The sequence below is a fragment of the Nitrospinota bacterium genome, assembly GCA_016235255.1.
Classification (GTDB): domain Bacteria; phylum Nitrospinota_A; class UBA7883; order UBA7883; family JACRLM01; genus JACRLM01.
The window spans coordinates 20,925-40,295 of the sequence record JACRLM010000102.1; the positions used below are offsets into that span (position 1 = coordinate 20,925).

Consider the following 19,371-nt stretch of genomic DNA (forward strand, 5'->3'; position numbering starts at 1 on the left):
TTATCTGGCTTCCTTGTCCGGCTGGTGGACTCCAAACGTGTTCCCCTCGGTGTCCAGAAAATAGCCCTGCCACGCCATAGCCGGGATGGCAAACTTCGGCATGGCCACCAATCCTCCAGCCTGTTCGATTTTTCCGGCTGTCGCGTCGAAATTATCCACCACCACAGTGCACACAAAGGCGTTCGCCCCCTGCGCGCTTTTGGGCGCGGCGCATGGACGCTGGAGCAGGCCGCCGTTGATGCCAGGCTCCTTGCTATCTTTCGGGGCGGTCATCACCGCCCAATATGGCGGCTCTTCCATCAGTTTGGGAAATTCCCAGCCGAACACGCCTGAATAGAACTTGATGGCCCGTTCTATGTTCTCCGCCTGTATCTCAAAATGCATCACCCTGTTCATGCTTTGAGCCCTTCCACATATTTCCTGAAATTATCGAGGATGGCCTGCCAGCCCGCCCTTTGCATTTCCACCGGATTCTCCGTCTCCGCCTCGAATGTCTCCGTCACCTCGGTCAAGCCGCCTTTCTCGCTGAAAGTAACGCTCACCTTTCTGCCGCCGGCGATGGTGTATTCGATGGAATTGAAAGGTTCCACCGCCGTATATACCCCTTCAAAGTCGAAGCCGGCGCTTCCGTCCTTCGCCGCCATCGTGATGCTGAATTTGCCCCGCCGCCGGAGGTCGTTCACCGCGTTTGGCGCATGCCAGCCGTCCGAGGCGTGATACCAGTTCTTTATATGCCCGGCTTGCGTCCAAAGTCTCCAGACTTTCTCGATGTCAGCCCGGACGGTGGCCTGGACTGTTATGGCCTCCATATGCGCTCCCGCTAATTGTGTGTCACCGGGAAAACCGGCCTTGGAAAACAGGGACGCGCATCGCAGCCAACGGTCCTCTCCGCCAATGAAATGGGAAGCGGGAGCGCGTTGATCCTGCGGCCTTAAATCACCGCTTCCCGATAAGCGACAAAAACTCCTGCCTTGTCCTCGGATCGTTCTTAAAGCTGCCAAGCATGGCGGAGGTCACCGTCACGGAATTCTGTTTTTCAACCCCCCGCATCGCCATGCAAAGATGGAGCGCCTCGATGACCACTCCCACCCCCTTCGGACGGAGGTTTTTGTCCAGCGCGGTGGCGATCTGGTTTGTGAGCCGTTCCTGCACCTGGAGCCTGCGGGAGAACGCCTCCACCACCCTGGGAATCTTCGACAGCCCTATTATCTTGCCGTCCGGGATGTACGCAACGTGGGCCTTGCCGTAAAAGGGAAGCATGTGGTGTTCGCAAAGCGAGAACATGTCAATGTCCTTCACGATCACCATCTCGTCGCAGTCTTCGGTGAAAATGGCCCCTTTCATTATATTGTCCACGTCCATCCTGTATCCGGACGTAAGGTGGTGGAGCGATTTTTCCACCCTTTCCGGGGTCTTTATAAGACCCTCGCGGAATGGGTCTTCCCCGAGTTGGGCCAGCATTTTGCGGATTATTTCCTGCATCGGAACTCCTTGGTCAATTAATGGCGGACAACAAACTCTTCAAGGACGAGTGGCGGCTGGTTTGATTCGCGGCCCTGCGCACAGGCAGGCGGCGCGGCGCGGCCGCCGGAACAGACTCCGGCGTTGTCCCGCGTCTTAGGCCTGCTGCCCGTTCACCGCCAGCTTGAACCGCTTGCCGGCCTTGAACCTCACCACTGTGCGGGCGGTTATCTCAGCCTCCTCGCCGGTCTTGGGATTGCGCCCGACGCGCGGATTCTTGCTGCGCGTCTGGAAAGAGCCGAACCTGCGCAGGATGACTGTCTCGTTCTTGGACAGGGATTCCTTTACCAGGTTTATGATGGTTTCCACCGCCACGTCCGCGTCCTGTTTTGAAAGACCCGTCCGCTCCGCCACCATGTTAATGATGTCTATCTTGGTCATGACCGGCCACCTTTTCCCTTAACGTTGGTTCACTAAGAACGGCCCACCTCGCCGCTTTTCACGTATCGTATTATAAATCAGATTCATATGGAATTTAAAAGTGTTATTTTTTATTTTCAACGGAATTTCACCGCCCCGGCCACACATTCCTCCACAAGCTTTGAAAACCATGCGCCGATCCTGCACACGTCCCCTTTTCTTTCACCCACCGAAACGGCGAATATCATGTCCCCGTCGTATGGCGTGTGCGATGGATTCACGGCTCTTGCGATGCCGTCGTGGGCCATCACGGCCGTCCGCTGCAATTCGGCCTTGGTCAGCGCCGCGTCGGTGAACACCACTCCAATCACAGTGTTGCCAAAATCGGGAGACGGAGCCGAAGAGCCAAGGTACGGGATGAATCCGCCCTTCTCATCACGCGGCCCGGCGATTATCTTCCCGCTTTGCGGATCGGTCACCGCTCCATAACAGTTGACCACCATCACCGCCCCCGCCGTGACGCCGTCTTCCATCGTCACCATCCGGCAAGCCAGCCCGCCGGGCGATCTTTTGTCCAGCCCCATATACTTGCCCACGGTGGCGCCGGTCCCCGCGCCGATCCGTCCGTCCCGGAAGTCCTGCCTTTCAGAGGCCACGCACGCGGCGTATCCCTCGTCCGGGCCGGGCCGTTTTCCTCCAGATCCTTCCACAAGGTCGAATATCACCGCCGCCGGGACTATCGGCACCTTTATCCCGCCGGCGCTAAACCCCCTCCCCTTTTCCTCCAGATACCGCCTTGCGCCAGCCGCCGCAGCCAGCCCGAAGGCCGAGCCGCCGGTGAGAACTATCGCGTCCACCCCCGCCACAAGGCGCGATGGCTCCAGCAGGTCCGTCTCCTGCGAACCGGGGGCGCCTCCCGCCACATGCACGGAGGCTGGTGAGCTTTTTTCGAAGACCACCGCCGTGCAGCCTGTGGCGCAGGTTTCGCTGGACCAGTGCCCGATCCGGACGCCGGGCATTCCCGAAAAGGGCCGGCATAGAGTATTATTTGGCATGCGCCGCGCCTATAGCATCTCCAGGATGAAAAGGGCCACGTCGTCGTCTAGCCCCTTGCCTGCGGCGAAATTCAGGCTCTTGTCCAGAAGGCCGCTGACCATTTCCTCCCCCTTGCTGTCAAAGGACTCCTCAATGGCCGCCTGCAGGCTTGTCACCCCGTACTGTTTCCCGTCGTTGTCGTGCACCTCAATAAGCCCGTCGGAATAGGCCACGATCCTGTCGCCATGCTCCAACGTTATTTCCTCCTCGTCCATCTGTATGTCGTCGAACATCCCGACAATGTCCCCCGAGGCTTTCAGGGGAGTGACGGAGCGGTCCTTCTTGCGCAGCAGGAACGGATGGGGATGCCCTCCCCGCACAAAGCGCAGCTTCCCGGAGTTGACGTCCAGCAATCCCAGAAACAGGGTGACAAAACGCTCCTCCGGGATCATCCTGACAAGGCTTAAGTTGAGCCGTTCGGCGATCTGCCTGGGAGTGGCGTCGCCAGCGACCTGCGAGGTGAGGATCGCCTTGACCATGGACACTATCAGCGCCGCCGAGGGGCCATGGCCCGACACGTCCGCTATCACCACACCGGCCTTGCCCCCGCCGTAATCTATTATGTCGTAATAATCGCCCCCCAGCGACTGGGCCGCCTGGTAGCGAGCGTCAAACCTTATCTTGTCCATGTATGGGACCACCGTGGGCAGCAGCGAGGCCTGGACGATCTGGGCCATTTTAAGCTCCTCGGTCATCAAAGCCTTGGCGTGGGCCACCTCGTCGTACAGGTCCTTCATGTGCAGCATGGAGTTGACGCGGGCCACAAGCTCGGTCTCATGGAACGGCTTGGTGACATATTCGTTGGCCCCCGCAGCAAGCCCTTCCACCACGTCGCTGACATCGTTTTTCTTGGCGGTGAGAAGGATTATCGGAATATGTTTGGTGTCCTCTCCGGCCCGCAGGCGGGAGGCCACCTCCAGCCCGCTCATCATCGGCATCATCACGTCCAGCAGCACCAGGTCCACTCCGCCGCCGTCGGCGATCTTGAGCGCGTCCATGCCGTTGTACGCCGGAAGCACCTTGTGCCCCAGCTTTTCAAGTATCAGCTTGAGAAGGAAAACGTTGTCCTCGATGTCGTCAACCACAAGAATATTGGCCATAACTTCCCCTTGGTTTAAGACCCAATCCCCCTCGGCGGGAGTTTCTGATTATATGTTCGTATCCACCCGCGTAAAATCATTATTTTTTTGACCGGTTCCCGGCCAGCTGATACCGGCGCACGGCTTTGTTGTGATCGTCGAGGTTTTTGGAAAAATAATGTTCGCCATTGTTCATGGAGACAAAATACAGGTAGTCCGTGCGTTCCGGGCGCAAAGCCGCCTCCAGCGCCGCAAGACCAGGGCTTGCTATGGGCCCCGGAGGAAGGCCCCGGTATTTATAGGTGTTGTACGGCGAGTCGAAAGTCATGTCCTTCTTGCGTATGTCGCCTCCAAAGTCCGGCAGGGCGTATATCACCGTCGGGTCGGACTGGAGCGGCATTTTCATCGCCAGCCTGTTGTGGAACACTCCGGCGATTAGCTTTCTTTCCTTGCCCGCCCCTGTCTCCTTTTCCACGATGGACGCCATGGTGACGATTTCATGCAGCTTTTCCGGATCTCCCGCGATGTCCGCGGGAAGGGCTTCTTTGACCTTCGTGAAAAAGCGCCTGATCATCACCTGCGCCACGTCCGTGGCGGGGGTGTCCCTGGAAAAGCCGTATGTGTCGGGAAAAAGATAGCCCTCCGCGGTGTGGGAGGGGATGTTGAATTTTTTCAGCGTCTCCATGTCCGCGCAGGCCTTGCGGAACTGCGCCGCCGTGGTGATTTCCATCTTTTCCAGGCTCTCGCCGATCTGCCGGATGGAAAGCCCCTCGGGAACGGTCACCTGCCGCAGATAGCATTTGCCTTCCAGCAGTGTTCTGACCACGTCGCGTATCGAACCATCCCGCCTGAAAAGGTATTCGCCCGCCCGCAGGCGTGATCCGGCGCGGGAAAGCCTGGCCTCAACGTCGAACAGAAAAGCGTTTGATATCACCCCGGCCTGTTTGAGCCTGTCGGTGACGGTCTTTAAACTGTCCCCCTTTTTTATTTCCACCACAACCTCGCCCGCGCCGGCCTGTGGGGCAGTCACCGCGCCGTTGTAGAAAAAGGCGGCCATAAAGACTAATAACCCCGCCGTGAAAGCGGCCTGGACTGTTTTTGCGCCCATCATCTTTCAGCCGCGCTTTGACGCCTGCGCCGCCAGCCAGCCGGAGAGTATGAGCTGGGCGGCCATCTGGTCCACCACGTTCTTCCTTTTCTTTCTGGAAACGTCCGCCGAAATAAGCGTTTTTTCCGCCTGCATGGTGGTCAGCCTCTCGTCCCAAAGGCTCACTTGCGCGGGCACGTCCTTCTTGAGTTTTTCGGCGAAGCGTTCGCTTTTAAGCGCCCGTTCGCCCCGGGTCCCGTCCATGTTTATCGGGTGGCCGACGATAATATGCTCAACCTGGTATTCTTCCATCAACCTTCGAACATTCTTAAGGTCGTCCTTGTATCCGGCCCTCTCCCATACTCCGGCGGGCTGGGCGGTGATTTTAAGTTCGTCGCTGATCGCCGCTCCGGTGCGAACGTCCCCCAGATCCAAGGCCAGTATGCGCGCCATATCCGTCATTCTTAAAAAGGAAACATTATGCCACGAGCGGCCATTATGAAGCGTCTCCTTTTTCCCCACGGGGCATGATTGACATGTAACATGCGTGCCAGTAGAATGAAGCCCGGTTGGGTCAATCTTCACATTCATTTAAAATTCATATGGAATCCAAAGGGATCACCGCAAAAAGCGTAGAAGAACTGCGCCTTGGGTTGGACTCGGCCATTTCGGCCGGATTTTCGCCGACGCTCGTCATAGCGTTCGCGTCCACATCGCATGATATCGGCCAGATATCCGAAGTGTGCGATCAAAAGGGGGTGGACCTGTTCTGCTGCTCCACCGCAGGCGAGATCTGCGGGGACAACGGCGCCGCCGGGATATTCGAAGAGTCCATATCGCTCCTCCTGTTGAACGTGGACAAGGGGCTGTACCGCATCTCGATGTTTGGCGTGGAAAATGGGAAATACACTGAAGCGGCGGCGGCCGGAGCCCAGTGGGCCGCGTCCTGCTTCGCAAAACCCGCGTTGATTGCGGCGCAGGGAGGCTTTGGCGGCAACGGGGACGACATTGTGAAGGGGATTTTCTCGCGGTTGGACAGGAGCGCCCCTGTGTTCGGCGGCCTTGCGGGGGACGACCTGAAAATGAGCCGCACCCAGGTGGGAACAAACGGGAAAGTGTCGGATTCGGGCCTGCTGTTCCTTGTTTTCGACAATGAGAAGATAGAAGTGAGCGGAGTGGCCTCCAGCGGATGGCTGGAGGTGGGGGTGTTCAAGACCGTCACATCCTCCTCCGGCAACGTGATCCACACAATAGACGGCGAGCCGGCCTTGGAAGTTTACAGGGATTATCTGGGGGACGAGGTTGTGGAGGGCGCCATCGTGGGGGTGACGTGGCCCATTTACGTGTGGCGGGAAGACGGCGGGAAGGTTTTGCGGGAAAGCATGTACTTTGACCACGAGAACGGGTCAATATCCTACAGCGGCAACATCCCGCAAGGATCGAAGATCAAGTTCGCCGCCAATCCCGGGGACGGGGCCATCAAAAGCGCGCTGGCGGACATTGCCGAGTTCAAGCAGGAGCAACCTGACACGGAGGCGATCATACTGTTTTCCTGCAAGGCGCGGCATGTGGCCCTGGGGCCGATGATCCGGGACGAGGTGGTGCGCATTTACCAGCTTTGGAACGCACCCATGGCCGGTTTCTTCACTTATGGAGAGATCGGGGCCAAGTCCGGGTCCGGCTGCGATTTCCACAACCTTACCTGTGTGGTGGTATCCCTTAAAGAAAAGGCGCGATGAGCGGCGATGAATTCGGCCGCTTAAGGGAAGAGATACTTTTCCTTTACGGCCCGGACGGCTCCGCAAGGCTTCTTGCCATCGTGGAAGCCCTGGAAAAAGAGGACGCGCGGACCAGGCGCCAGATGGACTGGAACCTGCGGGACAAGCGGGTACTCACAAGGCTTCTCACCAAAATATCCGACGACCTTACAAACCAGCTTGCCAAGACCGAGACCCTGTTGAGCGTAATCAGGGAAAGCGAACACAAGCATAGAAGCATCGTCAATACCACGGTGGAAGGTTATCTTTTCTTTGGCGGCGGGTGGGAAATATTAGAGGTCAATGACACACTCTGTTCGATGGCCGGCTATTCCAGGGAAGAAATCACCGGAAAATTACCTTATGACCTGATAGCCCCGGCAAGCGTTGAATATTTCAAGGACCAGATCGAGGCCATACAGGCCGTGTCCAGCCTGAAGTTTGAGGCCACGCTAGTGGCGCGGGACGGCAGGCCCATACCGGCCATATTCAGCATGAATCTTGCGCGAGGATCGGAAGGAGAGGTGGAAGGAGCCTTTGCGTTCGTGACCGACATTTCCCACCTCAAGCAGACCGAACAGGCGCTCAAAAAAGCCAAGGAAAAGGCGGAAGAAGCGACAAAGACCAAGGACCGGTTCGTGTCGCTGGTCTCCCATGACCTGCGCTCGCCGCTTGCCGGCATAATCGGCATGTGCAACCTGCTGACGGACGGCCAATGCCAGTTGGCCGACTCGCAGAAACACGAGCTTTTGTCCCGGGTCGGCGGGGTGGCCCGAGGGCTTGTGAACATGATAGACCAACTGCTGGACATCGGCAGGCTCAAGTCCGGGGGCATCAAGCTTGTTAAAAAGCCGCTCAATCCTCGAACGCTGGCCGCGGAGTGTATTGAATCGAATTCCTTCACCGCCCATAGCAAGGGCGTGACGCTTAAAAACGATCTGCCGGAGAACATGGAAGTCACCGCCGACAAGGCGCTTTTGGGGGAAGTGCTGCAAAACCTGGTTTCAAACGCCGTCAAGTTCTGCAATAAAGGTGACGGTGTTCGTGTTTACGCGCCGGAAGGGACGGAAAACGTGATCGCCGTGGGTGACACCGGGGCCGGAATCCCTGAAAAATTATTGCCGGACCTGTTCCGGCATGAGGTGAAGACCTCTTTGACCGGCACCGCCGGAGAGAAAGGGACCGGCCTGGGCCTCCCTTTCTGCCACGACATCGTCACGGCGCACGGCGGGGAGATATGGGCCGAATCGAAGGCAGGCGAAGGATCTGTGTTCTTCGTGAAACTGCCCAGGAGCAGGGCCATGGTGCTGATAGCCGACGACCAGGAGATCCAGCGCTTCACTATCAGAAAGCTTATAGAGAAATTCTCGGACGCTCGGATTGTGGAGGCCGTAAACGGCAAGGATGCGCTGGACGCGGCCAAGGCCGAGGTCCCGGCGCTGATCATCACAGACATGAGCATGCCGGTGATGGGGGGGATCGAACTGCTGGCCAGTTTGAAATCGGACCCGGACATGGAGCATGTTCCCGTCATCATAATGACTGCGGGCAATTCCAGCCCTCACGGGGAAGAATTGATGGACGTGCGTACCAGGGTGCTTAAAATGGGGGCAAGCGATTTTATTTCAATACCGGTGATCGCCGAGGAGTTCATCCCGAGGGTGAAAAGGTATATCTGACCGGCGCGGCGGCTTTTACCTCCCCGTCACTTCCGCTATCGTCTCATAAAGAATGTCCGCCATCCGCTCAAGCTGCGCTTCGGTGGCGATCGGGGCCGGGAATAAAGGAATCACGTTCCCAAGGGGCCGCACCAGCAGGCCGCGCCTTTTGGCCTCCGCGCAGACCTTTACGCCCACCATTTCTTCCCATGGGTATTGTTCTTTCGTTTGTTTGCCGCGCACAAGCTCTATCCCGGCGATGAGCCCCCGGCGGCGGATGTCCCCCACGTGTGGCAAATTGCGGAACCTTGCCAGCTTTTCGCCCAGAAAATCCCCTTTCGCCGCGGCCTGGCCGGGGATGTCCCGCTCTTGTATCAGTTGAATATTGGTCAGCGCCGCCGCGCATCCCAACTGGTTGGCGGTGTATGTGTGGCCGTGGAAAAATGTTTTCTGTTCGGAATATCCCCCCAGGAACGCGTCGAACACTTTTGAGCTTGCCATGGTGGCGGCGAATGGCAATAGCCCTCCCGAAATGGACTTGGACATGCACATGATGTCCGCCGCCACCTTCTCGTGGTCGCAGGCGAACATCCGCCCCGTCCGGCCGAACCCGACGGCAACCTCGTCGGCGATGAACAAAACGTTGTGACGGCGCGCCGCTCCGGCCACCCGCGCAAGATACCCTTCCGGCATGGTGATTATCCCCGCCGGGCACATCACCAGCGGCTCCATTATCATCGCCGCGTAATTTTGCGCCCCATCTGCCAGTTTGCGCTCCACCTCTCCGGCGCAGCGCAGCCCGCAGGTTTCGCGCTTTTCCCCCAGCGGACAGCGGTAGCAGTATGGCGCCGGGGCGAAGTCCACCTCCATCAAAAGCTCGCGGAACGTGGAGTGATACTGGTCTATCCCCCCAACGGCCATGGCCCCCACCGTGTCGCCATGATAGGCCGAGCCGAGCGCCAGGAATTTGTTTCGTCCGCCGGATGGCTCCACATGTTTCCAGTACTGGTAGCTCATCTTGACCGCCACTTCCACCGCAGTGGAGCCGTTGTCCGAATAGAACACCCGGTCGAGCCCTTCGGGGGTGATCTCCGCCAGCTTTTCCGCCAGATCCACCGCAGGAACGTTGGATAGCCCCAGAAAAGTGGAATGGGCTATCCTGCCGAGCTGTTTTACGACTGCGCGTTTGATTTGCGGTTCGCCGTGGCCGTGGACGTTGCACCAGTAACTTGAAAAACCGTCCAGGTACTCGTTACCCTCGATGTCCCGCAATATCAGTCCATCGCCGGATTCAATGACCGTCACCGGCCCTCGTAACCATCCTTTCATCTGTGTGAAAGGATGCCATGCATGTTTTTTGTCCCGATCTTCGTAAGATTTCTGCCTTTGCGCGCCCGGCATGGAAAGCGCGTCAAGGATCGGTTTTACGTCTATGGCCCGGCGTACATGCTCCGCCAGTTTTGCCGCGTCTGTAATGTCTTCGGAGAATGGAACTATTCCCAGCGGCTGGATTCCTGTCTGATTGCGGAAAAGGTCGAAGTCCGGCTCCGGATACGGTTCGTTTTTGTATTGGTTGAACACCACTCCGATAACATCCAGCCCCATCGCCTCGGCGGCGTTTATGGTCAGCAGCGTGTGGTTGATGGACCCCAGGAAAGGGTGTGAAACGATAATCACCGGAAGCCCCATCATCCGCGCCAGATCGCCGGAGAAAATCTTTTCAGTCACAGGCGCCAATATCCCCCCGGCGCCTTCGACGGCAATTGCGTCGTTGGCCGCCGACAGTTTTGCATATGCGGCAAGAATCACTTGAGGATCAATGGAGACGCCCTCTGCTTTGGCCGCGTGGTAAGGGGAAAGCGGTTTTGAAAAGCAGTAAGGATTAACAAGCTCCGCGCCGCTTCCCGAACCGGACATTTTCGCCAAGAACGCCGCGTCTCCGGCAAGTTCGCCAGAGACGGATTCCACCCCGGTCTGGACCGGTTTCATCACGCCGGTCTTAAAACCTGCTTCTTTGATGATGGCGGCCAAAGCCCCTGCGATGACGGTCTTGCCCACATCCGTGTCCACCCCGGTGATGAATATGCCCCGGGCCTTCTTCCCCCCTTGCGCCGTCATTGCTTGACTGCGCTTAAGCGGACAACATGGTATGTCAGCCGTATCCCCCCGTCCGCGCCGAACATTGCGGCGTATTCCTCCGCGAAGCTGGCCATCACCCCCCGCCGCCCGAGGCCGAGCGCGGAAAGGCCGATGTTGTTCTGCACCCCCTGCATTTTCAACTGGAGCATCATCTCCCGCACGCTCCGGTATTCGAGAGTGTGAATGGACGACGTGGTCTCCAACGGCAAAAGCCCGGCGTCCCGCGCGGCCTTTGCGACATCGGCCTGGCGGGGGAATGGATGGAAAATCCCGGCGCTTCCCTTTTTCCCCGCATTTGCCAGGGCGGAAAGAGCCGCATCCCTTATTTCGGCGAAGGTGTTCTCACCCAGATATACGATTTCCGCCCGGCCTTTGTTTTTCAGCGCCGACTGTATGCCGGAAAACGCGCTTTTCAGGTCCGGCAGCCATTGGAACACCATGTTCGAGACTGCGATGTCACATGAACCTGCCTTCACCGGCAGCGCCTCCGCATCCCCCTGGACTATGGAGACGCATCTGTATTTTGAAAGTTTTTCACGGGCGGCCAGCGTCATTGCACTGGAAATGTCCACGGCGACGATGCGGCCAAAATTCCCCGATTCGGCGAGTTTTTCAGAAAGGGCGCCGGGGCCGCACCCGATGTCCAGCGCCATGCCCCCTTTGGGGCAAAGCGCCAATGCCCAGCGGGCCAGGTTTGCGGCGGTCTGGTTCTGTAAAACGGCCGCTGTGGCGTATTCTTTCGCCCCATGGTCAAAACCGGAGCGGACCCTTGATTTAATTATGGGAGCCACTGGACAACATCACTCCAAAGAACCGGCAAAATCGAGTATGGCGCGGGCCGTTTCATCGGTCCTGGTCAGATGTGGGGCATGGCCGGCGCCTTCCAGCCTGATTTCAGTTATGTTGTCAAACACGGATCGCCACCGCAACTGACCGCCGCCGGGCGTGATTTTATCAGCCGAGCCGTAAATTATCAACACAGGCGGGTGACCGGGGGGACGGGGGGACGATGTGAAGTCAGTACCGGCCAGGTCCTTTAATGTTTCAAGCAACGCATCCTTGTCCGGCGGAAAATCCGGGCCTGTCAAAAGGTCTTCAATTTCCTCCTTTCGCGCAGGATCAATTATTTCGCCGGACTCGAAAAACCGGCCGATAAAATCCCGCAGCCCGGCGGCTGGGTCGCTTTTGATCATCCGTTCCATCTTTTTCACGGCGGCGGGATGCTGGCCTATACCAAGGTTTCTTTCATGGACCACAAAGGCGGGTGTGGCCGAAAGCAGGATGAGGGACCGCGGCTTTGGTTCAATTGCGTCCAGGACGTATTTCGCGGCCACAGTCCCTCCCATCGACCAACCGAGCAAATGAAAGTCCTTTGCGCCGGATTCGCGCATTGTGTCCGAGGTCATTTTGACGAAACGTTCCAAAGTGTACGGCCCACGTAAATATTTTGCGGAGCCGTGGCCTGGGAAATCGGCCGTGATCACGCGCAGCCGGTCTTTTATAATACCGGCCAGCGGCGAGAATGCGCGCCCGGTCTGTCCCCAGCCGTGGAGCATTAAAAGCGCCGGGCCCGAGCCTGACTGTGAAACAGGAAAAACGTCCAATTTTATAAATCCGGTTAAAGAAAATACGGGTTACAATCGAAAACAATATTAAGGCCGATTGGATTATGAAGGTAGATTTTTTCCGCCACAACATCACCACGCAGGACAGGAAAGCCCTGGACAGGACCCTGCGGGGGCTTTTCATCTCCACAGGTTCGGAGGTGAGATTGTTCGAGGAAAAGTTCGCGGAATACCTTCATCTCCCCCATTGCGTGGGGGTCACCAGCGCCACCGCCGCGCTGCACCTTGCGCTGGAGGCGCTCGGCGTGGGAAAGGGGGACGAAGTGATCACCACCCCCATGTCCTTTATCGCCACGGCAAACGCCATTATGCACGCGGGGGCAAAGCCCGTTTTTGTGGATGTGGAGGCGGACACGGGGAACATGGCCGCCGCCAATATCGAAAAGGCCATCACAAAAAAGACCAGGGCCATCCTTCCCGTCCACCTTTACGGCCAGATGTGCGACATGAAGGCGATCAGCCGCATCGCCCGCGCCCGCAAGCTTGTTGTGGTGGAGGACGCTGCCCACGCCGTGGAGGCCAGGCGCGACGGGGCCGCCCCGGGCCAACTGGGGGACGCGGCGGCATTTTCGTTCTACGCCACGAAAAACATCACAAGCGGCGAGGGGGGCGCGGTGACCGTGAAGACCCAAAAGCTTCGGGACATCCTTCGCAAGACCCGCACCCACGGCATGAGCCGCGACGCGGCGGAACGCTACGGCAGGAAATTCGCCCATTACGACATGGACATCTATGGATGGAAATACAACATGTCCAACATCCAGGCGGCGCTGCTTTTAAACCAGATGGACAGGATCGAGGCCAACCTGGAAAAACGCCAGCGTGTATGGGCGCTTTATTTGAAAGAGCTTGCTGGGTGGGATGGACTGGGATTCCCGGCGATCCGGGATGGCGCCCGCTCGGCGATGCATCTATTTACCGTGTGGGTCCCGCCGCAAAATCGGGACACTGTTCTGCGCCGGATGGAGGACAACGGGATCGGCGTTTCCGCCCACTTCCTGCCGATCCACCTTATGCGCTTTTACCGCGAGACTTTTGGATTCAAACAAGGGATGTTTCCCAACGCCGAGGCCATCGGCGCCAAAGTTGTCACCCTTCCGTTCTATCCGGGGCTGAAACCGGCACAGGTCCGGTATGTGGCCGCCACGCTGAAGAATATACTGGCCACCCTTTGATTGTCCCGCCCGGGCTTACAAAAAACCTCTAAAGTAAAAAGCCCCGCCTCGCCGATAAGCAATCATGTTTAACGGATAAATTAAGGATTTTCAGCCATGGGAACCGGATCATTCGGCGCCGGAGGGATCGGCGGACACTCCAATGTCATGCAAGTCAAATCGCTGAGGGGGTTTGCCAACGCAGCCATGAAGGCAAGCGAGGCTTTCGCGTCCAGCGCAAGGAGAATCAGCTCAGGCGCGTCTGGCAGCTCCCGGATAAGCGTGATGGCCTAGCCTTTCATCGTGATTTCACTGTTGGGCGGTGAAAGTAAAACCGTCCGCCTCGGTTTTTAGGGGGCAGGGGGAATCAAGACGGACGGCGAGGAGGAACAACCTGATCCGAGTCAGTGGACAAAGCCCTGCATGTACATAGTGATGACCGCCAGGGCCGCCATCACTAAAATCATTTCTTTGACTTCTGGCATTTGAAAATCCACCAACTCAAATCCTGCAAATAATAAAAGCATAAGCCGTGCCATTTTTTAGCTCGTTGAAATACATGGATTAGCCGCAATCAGCCATATCGCTTATAAAGAAAACCATCCCGTTTCAGGACACTCGCGCCGTACGATTTCAGGACATATGAACGCTCCCCTCTTGCCCTATCCCGCATGTTCTAAGAGAATGGTCAATGTGGTCTGGATGAACAATGTTGCGGAGGAGCATGGAGCAGTACCTGATACCGGCCATCCTCATCGGGGGGATAGTGGTGGCGGCGATGATAACCCGGTGGGCCAACTGGTTCGCCTGGGGGGAGAACAGGATGAAAAAAGAGACGCTTAAAAAGCGCATGGAGGAACGCGCCGCCACGCGCGAGAAGCGCGAAAAGGAAAAAGATGAAGTTTGATATCGCCAAAACAGCGTCCCTGCTGGGAATGGAGACGGTCGTAGAATCCCTATTGGCCCGGACGGACACGCAGGGGGGCAGGGAGCTTGTGATGGCCGTCCGCCCCGCGCACGACGCCGGGGAAGCCGAACGCCTGCTAGACCAGACCGGCGCCATGCTAAACCTCATCACGGGCCGGCGCGATTTTGACATCGAGCCTGTTGGGGACATTCCGGGCCTATTGGGCAAGGCCCGCAAAGGGCGTGCGCTATCAGGAGCGGAGATTGTCTCATTCGCGCCTCTATTGCGGACGGCGGAACGGATAAAGATCATTTTCGCCGCGGAGGGAATCGGCGAGGAGAGCCCCATATGGACCGATATGCCCGCCGTCCACGGCCTGGCCGGATTGATAGAAGAATCGCTGGACGACGAGGGGAATGTGATCCCCACGGCCACCCCGGAAATCGAGCGGCTTTTCGAAACCGTGAATTCCATGCGCCGCTCCATCCGGGAGAAGGCGGAGGCGCTGATCCGCGACACCTCCCTTGCCTCCATGTTGCAGGACGAGTTCGTCACCTTGCGGGAAAACCGTTTCGTCCTTCCGGTCCGGGCGGAGCATAAGAATCACATCGAAGGGATCATCCACGACTCGTCGAACACCGGCCAGACTTTCTTCATCGAGCCAAAGGCGCTGGTGGACCTGAACAACAGGCTGAAGACTGCGGAGATGGAGTTGACAGCCGAAATAGAAAAGCTGCTGGCCGAGCTGTCCGGGATGATCGCCGAAGAGGCGGACGCTATTGAGACGATGTACGTTTCCGTCACCCGGCTGGACTTCATCGCCGGGCGGGCAAGGCTGGCCCGGGATTACTCCATGGCCCGCCCCGTGTTCGGGGAGAGGCTGGATATAAAGAGAGCGGTGAACCCGATGATGGCGATGGAAGGGAAGATCGCGGAGCCCAACGACATCGCCCTGCCGGAGGGGAAAAGGATACTGGTCATATCCGGCCCGAACACGGGGGGCAAGACCGTGGCGCTAAAGACCGTGGGGTTGCTCTCCTCTATGGCGAAAACCGGGCTGTTCATCACCGCCGCCGAGGGGTCGCGCATGCCGTTCTATGGCGATATCTTCGCCGACATAGGCGACAGCCAGTCCATCACCGAAAACCTCTCCACCTTCTCGGCCCATCTTACGGTGATCAACAACATCTTAAATCGCGCCGGAAAAGGATCGCTTGTGCTGCTAGACGAGCTTATGGTGAGCACGGATCCGAAGGAAGGGAGCGCGCTTGCGGTGGCGGCGCTGGACAGGTTGGCTGCGATGGGGGCGGACGTGGTGGTGACCACCCATTTTGGCGAGATAAAGACACTGGCGCAGTTTTCGCCGGAATACCACAACGTCTCCATGGAATTCGACACGCTGAAAATGCGCCCGACCTACAGGATGATAAGCGGCGCGCCGGGGGCAAGCTCCGCCATCGCGGTGGCGGAAAAGCTGGGGATGGACGCCGGGATCATAAGCGCCGCCCGGGCCAGGCTCGAAGGGGGGGACGAGCGGATAGAAAAGGCGATGGACGAGCTTCGCGAACAGACGCAACGGCTCAACAAGGCTGCGCGGGAGGCGGAGACCTTGCGGGCCGAGGCAGATCGCTTGAAGGTGGAGGCGCAAAAGCTCAAGGACGAGCTCGCCGCTCAAAAGGAAGAACTGGCCAAGACCGCCAAACGCAAAATATCGGCCGACGTGGCGGCCGCGCGGGGGGAAATATCCATGTTGATCGAGGAGGCTAGAAAGGCGGCGGGAGAAAAAGAGTCCCTTGGCAAGGCAAGGGAAAGGCTGGAGAAGATCGCCGCCCAGGCCCGGCAGGCCGCCGCCCCGGATGAAGTGGTAAGGCGGGAAGAATTGCGCGCCGGGGACGAAATTTATGTGCTGCCGCTGGAGAAGAAGGGGACGCTGGATAGCGACCCGGCCGATGGGAAGGTGGAAGTGACTGTGGGGGCGATGCGCGTGACGGTGAACCTCACCGACGTTATCGGCGTTGCCCGCGCGGGGAAGATGAAAAGAAAGGCTCCCGGGCGAGATCGTCCGGTGGGCCATGGAATTGGGGGCTCCGACGCGGCCGCCGAAACGCCGGAACTGGACATACGCGGCATGCGCGCGGACGACGGGATAGACGAGCTTATAAAATTCCTGGATGTGGCCTATGGCGGAGAACTTCGGGAGCTGCGGATAATCCACGGCAAAGGGACCGGTGCGTTGCGCACGGCTGTGCGGGAATATCTGGCCGGATCGCCATATATCGCCGAATTCCGGACTGGCGGACCGAGGGAAGGGGGCGACGGGGTGACGGTGGTGAAGCTTAGGGGGTGAGTGGACTGAAAGAAAGGCGCTTTATTATTTAACGTAGTTATTTAACCCATTGTTCCTTTGGTATCCCGGCCTCTTTGAGGATGGCGATAAGAGTTCCCCTTGGAAGGTCTTTTTTATGAAATGGAACCACCGCCCGGCGCATGCTTTGCTGATTATAAAAAACCTGATGGCCCCTGTGGCGTGGTCGAAAACAAACCCGTTTCTTTCCAGAATCCTGATTACGCCTTTTGAGGTCAGCGCTGGAGGCTTAGGCATAATGCACGATTAACTGGCTTTCAAAAGTGCCAGCATCGTCCACAATGGCCTCACCATGCTTTTCCACGCTTTGAAGGTACGCTTTTATGGCGTCGGCGGCCATTAAACGGGCTTCCTCAAGGGTCTCCCCGTATGAAACGCATCCCGGCAGAGCGGGAACGGTGACAGTGAATCCCCCCTCGGGTTCCGGTTTGAGAATGATCCTGTAGCTCAAGTCTTTCATTTTTCAATAGAGCCTTTCATTAATGTAAAAATTTTACAACCGGTTCGCCAAGAAAGACAATGGATTTTATGATGTCACAAGACAACATTGCCCGGCACCGTGGGAAATGGATGCGCCATGCCTTGGATTTGCCTGCGGCCATCATGATAATCTGGCGGAAGATGAAGGGAGTCGAACCCTCCGGGGGCGTCGCCGCCCTCGTCTGGATTTGAAGTCCAGCCGCGTCACCGGACGCGAACATCTTCCAGCCGCAGATTCCGCAATCATCATAGGAACGCCGGCGGGGTGAGTCAAGTTTGACAGTGTTCAAACATATATGCTAGCTTTGCGGGTGATCAAAAATATGAGCAAAACCGGTATACTTGTCGCCGACGACAGCGTGACAATCCAGAAAGTCTTCGAGCTTGCCTTCGAAAGCGAGGACGTTGATATCATGCTGGCCGGCGACGGCGCAAAGGCCCTCCAGATGGCTGTGGAGAAGCGGCCAAGCCTTGTGATCGCGGACGTGAACATGCCGGAAATGGACGGCTTCACGCTGTGCAACAGGCTTCGGGAAAATCCCGCGACAAAGTCCATTCCCGTATATCTATTGTCGTCGGCCCTGGACGAGTTTGACGAGAAACAGGCGGAGCAGGCGGGCGCGGCGGGAAGGTTTGAAAAGCCTTTCAAGTCCGAGGACATGGTCGCCAAGGTCCTTGAAATCCTGCGTTCCACTCCGGAACCTGAGGCAAAACCTTCCGGCGACGACACTTTTGAGGACATAGACGTCCCGTTGGACAGCATCATGGAGACGGTTGGCCTTTCAGACGAGGCGGCGGAGTCCATGGATGAGCTCGACGAACAGTTCGCCGCCGTTGAGGAGGCTCCTGCCCCTGCCAACATGCCCAAAATGCTGGACCTGTCCGCAGCGGAAATGGTGGAAACGGCGGAGGGGGATGAAGAGCTTGCGGTGGAGATCCTCTCCGGCGACGAGGGGGATGCGGTGGAAGAGGAACTGGCCTCGGCGCCCCAGAATTCTCCGGAAGATGAAAACCTTCAGTCGTCGCTTGCCGACCAGGAAGTGATGACCGGAGTTTATGAGACAGCGTCCATGGACGACGAGCTTTCCGAGGAAGCCAGAAAGATGCTCAAAGCCATCGAAAGCGCGGATTCCGCCATTGCGGAAATGGAGCCCAAGCCCGCCCCTGCGCAGCGGGGGACGGCAAGGCCGCTGGCCGCCGGGGAGGACATAGAAGCGATTGTCGAAAAGGCGGTCCGGCGCGTGTTCGAGGAAATCAAGAACGGCTACATGGCCGGGATTATCAACGAGGCCGTGGAAAGCGCCGTGGCGGACAAGATCAGCGCCGGCAACATAGAAAACGCCATCCAGGCGGCTGTGCGCGGCGCCGTGAACGGCATGGCCGGGGAGATGATGGGGGTGTTCCAGAAGGCCGTGACGGACACGACACTGGCCGTGGCCGAAAACCTCGTCAAGCAGACGATAGACCAGATAAAGTCCGGCGCTTAATTTTCTTCCCATCGCGCCGCAAAGCGCCGGCGGGCCATTGCGGCCGCGCCGGCCATTCGCAAACTCAGCCTTTTTTCGAAGCGTTCTTCCTTGGGCGGATTCCCGTGCCGGAGGAATAGACCGTTCCACCTTCACCAGCGGACTTTGTGATCGCGCCTTTTTTGGCCATCTGCAAAAGCATGGCGTAGACCGTGGCGGAGCCCTTGGCAACCACTTTCTGTCCTTCCAACGCCTTTTTGATCTCGCCGGAAGAAAGCGGCCTTTTTGAGTTTTCCAGAAGGGCCACGATGGCCTCCGTCACCGCGCCCCTTTTTCCACGCTTCCTTTTTCCGCCCTTCGCGGCGGCAGGCTTCGCTTTTGGGGAGCGGCCTACGGGCTTGCCGCCGCCTTCGAGCATCTGCCCCACTTCCAACAGCCGTTTTAGCGCGTCTATCTGCGCTTCATAATGGGCTATCTTGGCCAGAACTTCCTTCGTGTTGATTATGGACATGCTAAGTATTTCCCCCTTGCAATGACTAATTATTAACCGTCTCATAATAGTATTGACATAAGTGGATATATGCGTTACGCTGTAGTCCATGAAGAATACAGATGGGCGCGGGCTTGATAGTAAGACATTGACGCAGTTGCGCAAGCGGGCTGTGGCCTGTGTGCAGA

The 19,371-nt window shown here is 57.9% G+C and carries 20 protein-coding genes, 1 tRNA gene and 1 pseudogene; 7 read left to right on the forward strand and 15 right to left on the reverse strand.

Features of this window, described 5'->3' with window-relative positions:
- The 8 genes from HZB29_13325 to ruvX form a co-directional block, all read right to left on the reverse strand.
- Entirely contained in the window at window positions 1-396 is a 396-nt protein-coding gene (locus HZB29_13325; GenBank protein MBI5816579.1) for a VOC family protein, read from the reverse strand.
- On the reverse strand, window positions 393-809 hold the full coding sequence (locus HZB29_13330; protein MBI5816580.1) for an SRPBCC domain-containing protein: 417 nt from the start codon (window positions 807-809) through the stop codon (window positions 393-395). The genes HZB29_13325 and HZB29_13330 overlap by 4 nt, the downstream gene beginning before the upstream one ends.
- A gap of 127 nt (window positions 810-936) precedes the next feature.
- Complete coding sequence (gene folE, locus HZB29_13335) at window positions 937-1,482, reverse strand: GTP cyclohydrolase I FolE (protein MBI5816581.1); 546 nt, start codon at window positions 1,480-1,482, stop codon at window positions 937-939.
- Window positions 1,483-1,617: 135 nt separating this feature from the next.
- Window positions 1,618-1,902, reverse strand: coding sequence for an HU family DNA-binding protein (locus tag HZB29_13340; protein ID MBI5816582.1), 285 nt, complete (start codon window positions 1,900-1,902; stop codon window positions 1,618-1,620).
- Window positions 1,903-2,018: 116 nt separating this feature from the next.
- A complete protein-coding gene (locus HZB29_13345; protein MBI5816583.1) occupies window positions 2,019-2,900 on the reverse strand; it encodes a P1 family peptidase in 882 nt (293 codons plus the stop codon).
- A 45-nt stretch (window positions 2,901-2,945) separates the two neighbouring features.
- Complete coding sequence (locus HZB29_13350) at window positions 2,946-4,076, reverse strand: SpoIIE family protein phosphatase (protein MBI5816584.1); 1,131 nt, start codon at window positions 4,074-4,076, stop codon at window positions 2,946-2,948.
- A gap of 79 nt (window positions 4,077-4,155) precedes the next feature.
- On the reverse strand, window positions 4,156-5,112 hold the full coding sequence (gene mltG, locus HZB29_13355) for an endolytic transglycosylase MltG (protein MBI5816585.1): 957 nt from the start codon (window positions 5,110-5,112) through the stop codon (window positions 4,156-4,158).
- A 57-nt stretch (window positions 5,113-5,169) separates the two neighbouring features.
- Window positions 5,170-5,595, reverse strand: a complete 426-nt coding sequence (ruvX, locus tag HZB29_13360) for a Holliday junction resolvase RuvX (protein ID MBI5816586.1) — start codon at window positions 5,593-5,595, stop codon at window positions 5,170-5,172.
- Between the two features lie 149 nt (window positions 5,596-5,744).
- Here ruvX and HZB29_13365 point away from each other — a divergent pair, with 149 nt between their 5' ends.
- Window positions 5,745-6,881: an FIST C-terminal domain-containing protein gene (locus tag HZB29_13365; GenBank protein MBI5816587.1), complete on the forward strand. Its 1,137-nt coding sequence runs from the start codon at window positions 5,745-5,747 to the stop codon at window positions 6,879-6,881.
- Complete coding sequence (locus HZB29_13370; GenBank protein MBI5816588.1) at window positions 6,878-8,578, forward strand: response regulator; 1,701 nt, start codon at window positions 6,878-6,880, stop codon at window positions 8,576-8,578. Before HZB29_13365 ends, HZB29_13370 begins: the two co-directional genes overlap by 4 nt.
- Before the next feature lie 15 nt (window positions 8,579-8,593).
- Here the strand turns inward: HZB29_13370 and bioA are convergent, their stop codons facing one another.
- From bioA to HZB29_13385, 3 genes are read right to left on the reverse strand one after another with little or no spacing between them, the layout of a single operon-like run.
- Window positions 8,594-10,675 carry an adenosylmethionine--8-amino-7-oxononanoate transaminase gene (gene bioA / locus HZB29_13375; GenBank protein MBI5816589.1) on the reverse strand — a complete coding sequence of 694 codons (2,082 nt, stop codon included), beginning with the start codon at window positions 10,673-10,675 and terminating at the stop codon, window positions 8,594-8,596.
- Window positions 10,672-11,487 (reverse strand): methyltransferase domain-containing protein, encoded by an 816-nt coding sequence (locus HZB29_13380; GenBank protein MBI5816590.1) that lies wholly within the window; start codon window positions 11,485-11,487, stop codon window positions 10,672-10,674. Before HZB29_13380 ends, bioA begins: the two co-directional genes overlap by 4 nt.
- 9 nt (window positions 11,488-11,496) lie before the next feature.
- Window positions 11,497-12,300: an alpha/beta hydrolase gene (locus HZB29_13385; protein MBI5816591.1), complete on the reverse strand. Its 804-nt coding sequence runs from the start codon at window positions 12,298-12,300 to the stop codon at window positions 11,497-11,499.
- 65 nt (window positions 12,301-12,365) lie between these two features.
- Between HZB29_13385 and HZB29_13390 the strand changes: the two genes are divergently transcribed.
- The 4 genes from HZB29_13390 to HZB29_13405 all read left to right on the forward strand — a co-directional run bounded on the left by HZB29_13390 (window position 12,366) and on the right by HZB29_13405 (window position 16,729).
- Window positions 12,366-13,496, forward strand: a complete 1,131-nt coding sequence (locus HZB29_13390; protein MBI5816592.1) for a DegT/DnrJ/EryC1/StrS family aminotransferase — start codon at window positions 12,366-12,368, stop codon at window positions 13,494-13,496.
- Window positions 13,497-13,592: 96 nt separating this feature from the next.
- Window positions 13,593-13,769: a hypothetical protein gene (locus HZB29_13395; protein MBI5816593.1), complete on the forward strand. Its 177-nt coding sequence runs from the start codon at window positions 13,593-13,595 to the stop codon at window positions 13,767-13,769.
- 415 nt (window positions 13,770-14,184) lie between these two features.
- On the forward strand, window positions 14,185-14,382 hold the full coding sequence (locus HZB29_13400) for a hypothetical protein (protein MBI5816594.1): 198 nt from the start codon (window positions 14,185-14,187) through the stop codon (window positions 14,380-14,382).
- Window positions 14,372-16,729, forward strand: coding sequence for an endonuclease MutS2 (locus HZB29_13405; GenBank protein MBI5816595.1), 2,358 nt, complete (start codon window positions 14,372-14,374; stop codon window positions 16,727-16,729). Before HZB29_13400 ends, HZB29_13405 begins: the two co-directional genes overlap by 11 nt.
- Before the next feature lie 37 nt (window positions 16,730-16,766).
- On the opposite strand, the pseudogene HZB29_13410 reads toward HZB29_13405, so the two are convergent.
- The 3 genes and pseudogenes from HZB29_13410 to HZB29_13420 all read right to left on the reverse strand — a co-directional run bounded on the left by HZB29_13410 (window position 16,767) and on the right by HZB29_13420 (window position 17,453).
- Window positions 16,767-16,984 (reverse strand): annotated as a pseudogene (locus tag HZB29_13410) (type II toxin-antitoxin system HicA family toxin).
- Complete coding sequence (locus HZB29_13415; GenBank protein MBI5816596.1) at window positions 16,977-17,207, reverse strand: type II toxin-antitoxin system HicB family antitoxin; 231 nt, start codon at window positions 17,205-17,207, stop codon at window positions 16,977-16,979. Before HZB29_13415 ends, HZB29_13410 begins: the two are co-directional and overlap by 8 nt.
- 152 nt (window positions 17,208-17,359) lie before the next feature.
- A tRNA-Sec gene (locus tag HZB29_13420) sits at window positions 17,360-17,453 on the reverse strand.
- Window positions 17,454-17,550: 97 nt separating this feature from the next.
- Between HZB29_13420 and HZB29_13425 the strand changes: the two genes are divergently transcribed.
- Window positions 17,551-18,714, forward strand: a complete 1,164-nt coding sequence (locus HZB29_13425; GenBank protein ID MBI5816597.1) for a response regulator — start codon at window positions 17,551-17,553, stop codon at window positions 18,712-18,714.
- Window positions 18,715-18,778: 64 nt separating this feature from the next.
- Here HZB29_13425 and HZB29_13430 read toward each other — a convergent pair whose 3' ends face one another.
- Window positions 18,779-19,204: a hypothetical protein gene (locus HZB29_13430; GenBank protein ID MBI5816598.1), complete on the reverse strand. Its 426-nt coding sequence runs from the start codon at window positions 19,202-19,204 to the stop codon at window positions 18,779-18,781.
- Window positions 19,205-19,371: the final 167 nt, after the last annotated feature.

What these genes read in the sequence shown, in the direction of transcription:
- HZB29_13340 (MBI5816582.1), bottom strand. Translation starts at nt 1,902, where the DNA reads ATGACCAAGATAGACATCATTAACATGGTGGCGGAGCGGACGGGTCTT.
- HZB29_13430 (MBI5816598.1), bottom strand. Translation starts at nt 19,204, where the DNA reads ATGTCCATAATCAACACGAAGGAAGTTCTGGCCAAGATAGCCCATTAT.
- ruvX (MBI5816586.1), bottom strand. Translation starts at nt 5,595, where the DNA reads ATGGCGCGCATACTGGCCTTGGATCTGGGGGACGTTCGCACCGGAGCG.
- HZB29_13395 (MBI5816593.1), top strand. Translation starts at nt 13,593, where the DNA reads ATGGGAACCGGATCATTCGGCGCCGGAGGGATCGGCGGACACTCCAAT.
- bioA (MBI5816589.1), bottom strand. Translation starts at nt 10,675, where the DNA reads ATGACGGCGCAAGGGGGGAAGAAGGCCCGGGGCATATTCATCACCGGG.
- HZB29_13415 (MBI5816596.1), bottom strand. Translation starts at nt 17,207, where the DNA reads ATGAAAGACTTGAGCTACAGGATCATTCTCAAACCGGAACCCGAGGGG.
- HZB29_13365 (MBI5816587.1), top strand. Translation starts at nt 5,745, where the DNA reads ATGGAATCCAAAGGGATCACCGCAAAAAGCGTAGAAGAACTGCGCCTT.
- HZB29_13325 (MBI5816579.1), bottom strand. Translation starts at nt 396, where the DNA reads ATGAACAGGGTGATGCATTTTGAGATACAGGCGGAGAACATAGAACGG.
- HZB29_13370 (MBI5816588.1), top strand. Translation starts at nt 6,878, where the DNA reads ATGAGCGGCGATGAATTCGGCCGCTTAAGGGAAGAGATACTTTTCCTT.
- HZB29_13390 (MBI5816592.1), top strand. Translation starts at nt 12,366, where the DNA reads ATGAAGGTAGATTTTTTCCGCCACAACATCACCACGCAGGACAGGAAA.
- HZB29_13345 (MBI5816583.1), bottom strand. Translation starts at nt 2,900, where the DNA reads ATGCCCGGCGTCCGGATCGGGCACTGGTCCAGCGAAACCTGCGCCACA.
- HZB29_13330 (MBI5816580.1), bottom strand. Translation starts at nt 809, where the DNA reads ATGGAGGCCATAACAGTCCAGGCCACCGTCCGGGCTGACATCGAGAAA.
- folE (MBI5816581.1), bottom strand. Translation starts at nt 1,482, where the DNA reads ATGCAGGAAATAATCCGCAAAATGCTGGCCCAACTCGGGGAAGACCCA.
- HZB29_13425 (MBI5816597.1), top strand. Translation starts at nt 17,551, where the DNA reads ATGAGCAAAACCGGTATACTTGTCGCCGACGACAGCGTGACAATCCAG.
- HZB29_13405 (MBI5816595.1), top strand. Translation starts at nt 14,372, where the DNA reads ATGAAGTTTGATATCGCCAAAACAGCGTCCCTGCTGGGAATGGAGACG.
- HZB29_13400 (MBI5816594.1), top strand. Translation starts at nt 14,185, where the DNA reads ATGTTGCGGAGGAGCATGGAGCAGTACCTGATACCGGCCATCCTCATC.
- mltG (MBI5816585.1), bottom strand. Translation starts at nt 5,112, where the DNA reads ATGGCCGCCTTTTTCTACAACGGCGCGGTGACTGCCCCACAGGCCGGC.
- HZB29_13350 (MBI5816584.1), bottom strand. Translation starts at nt 4,076, where the DNA reads ATGGCCAATATTCTTGTGGTTGACGACATCGAGGACAACGTTTTCCTT.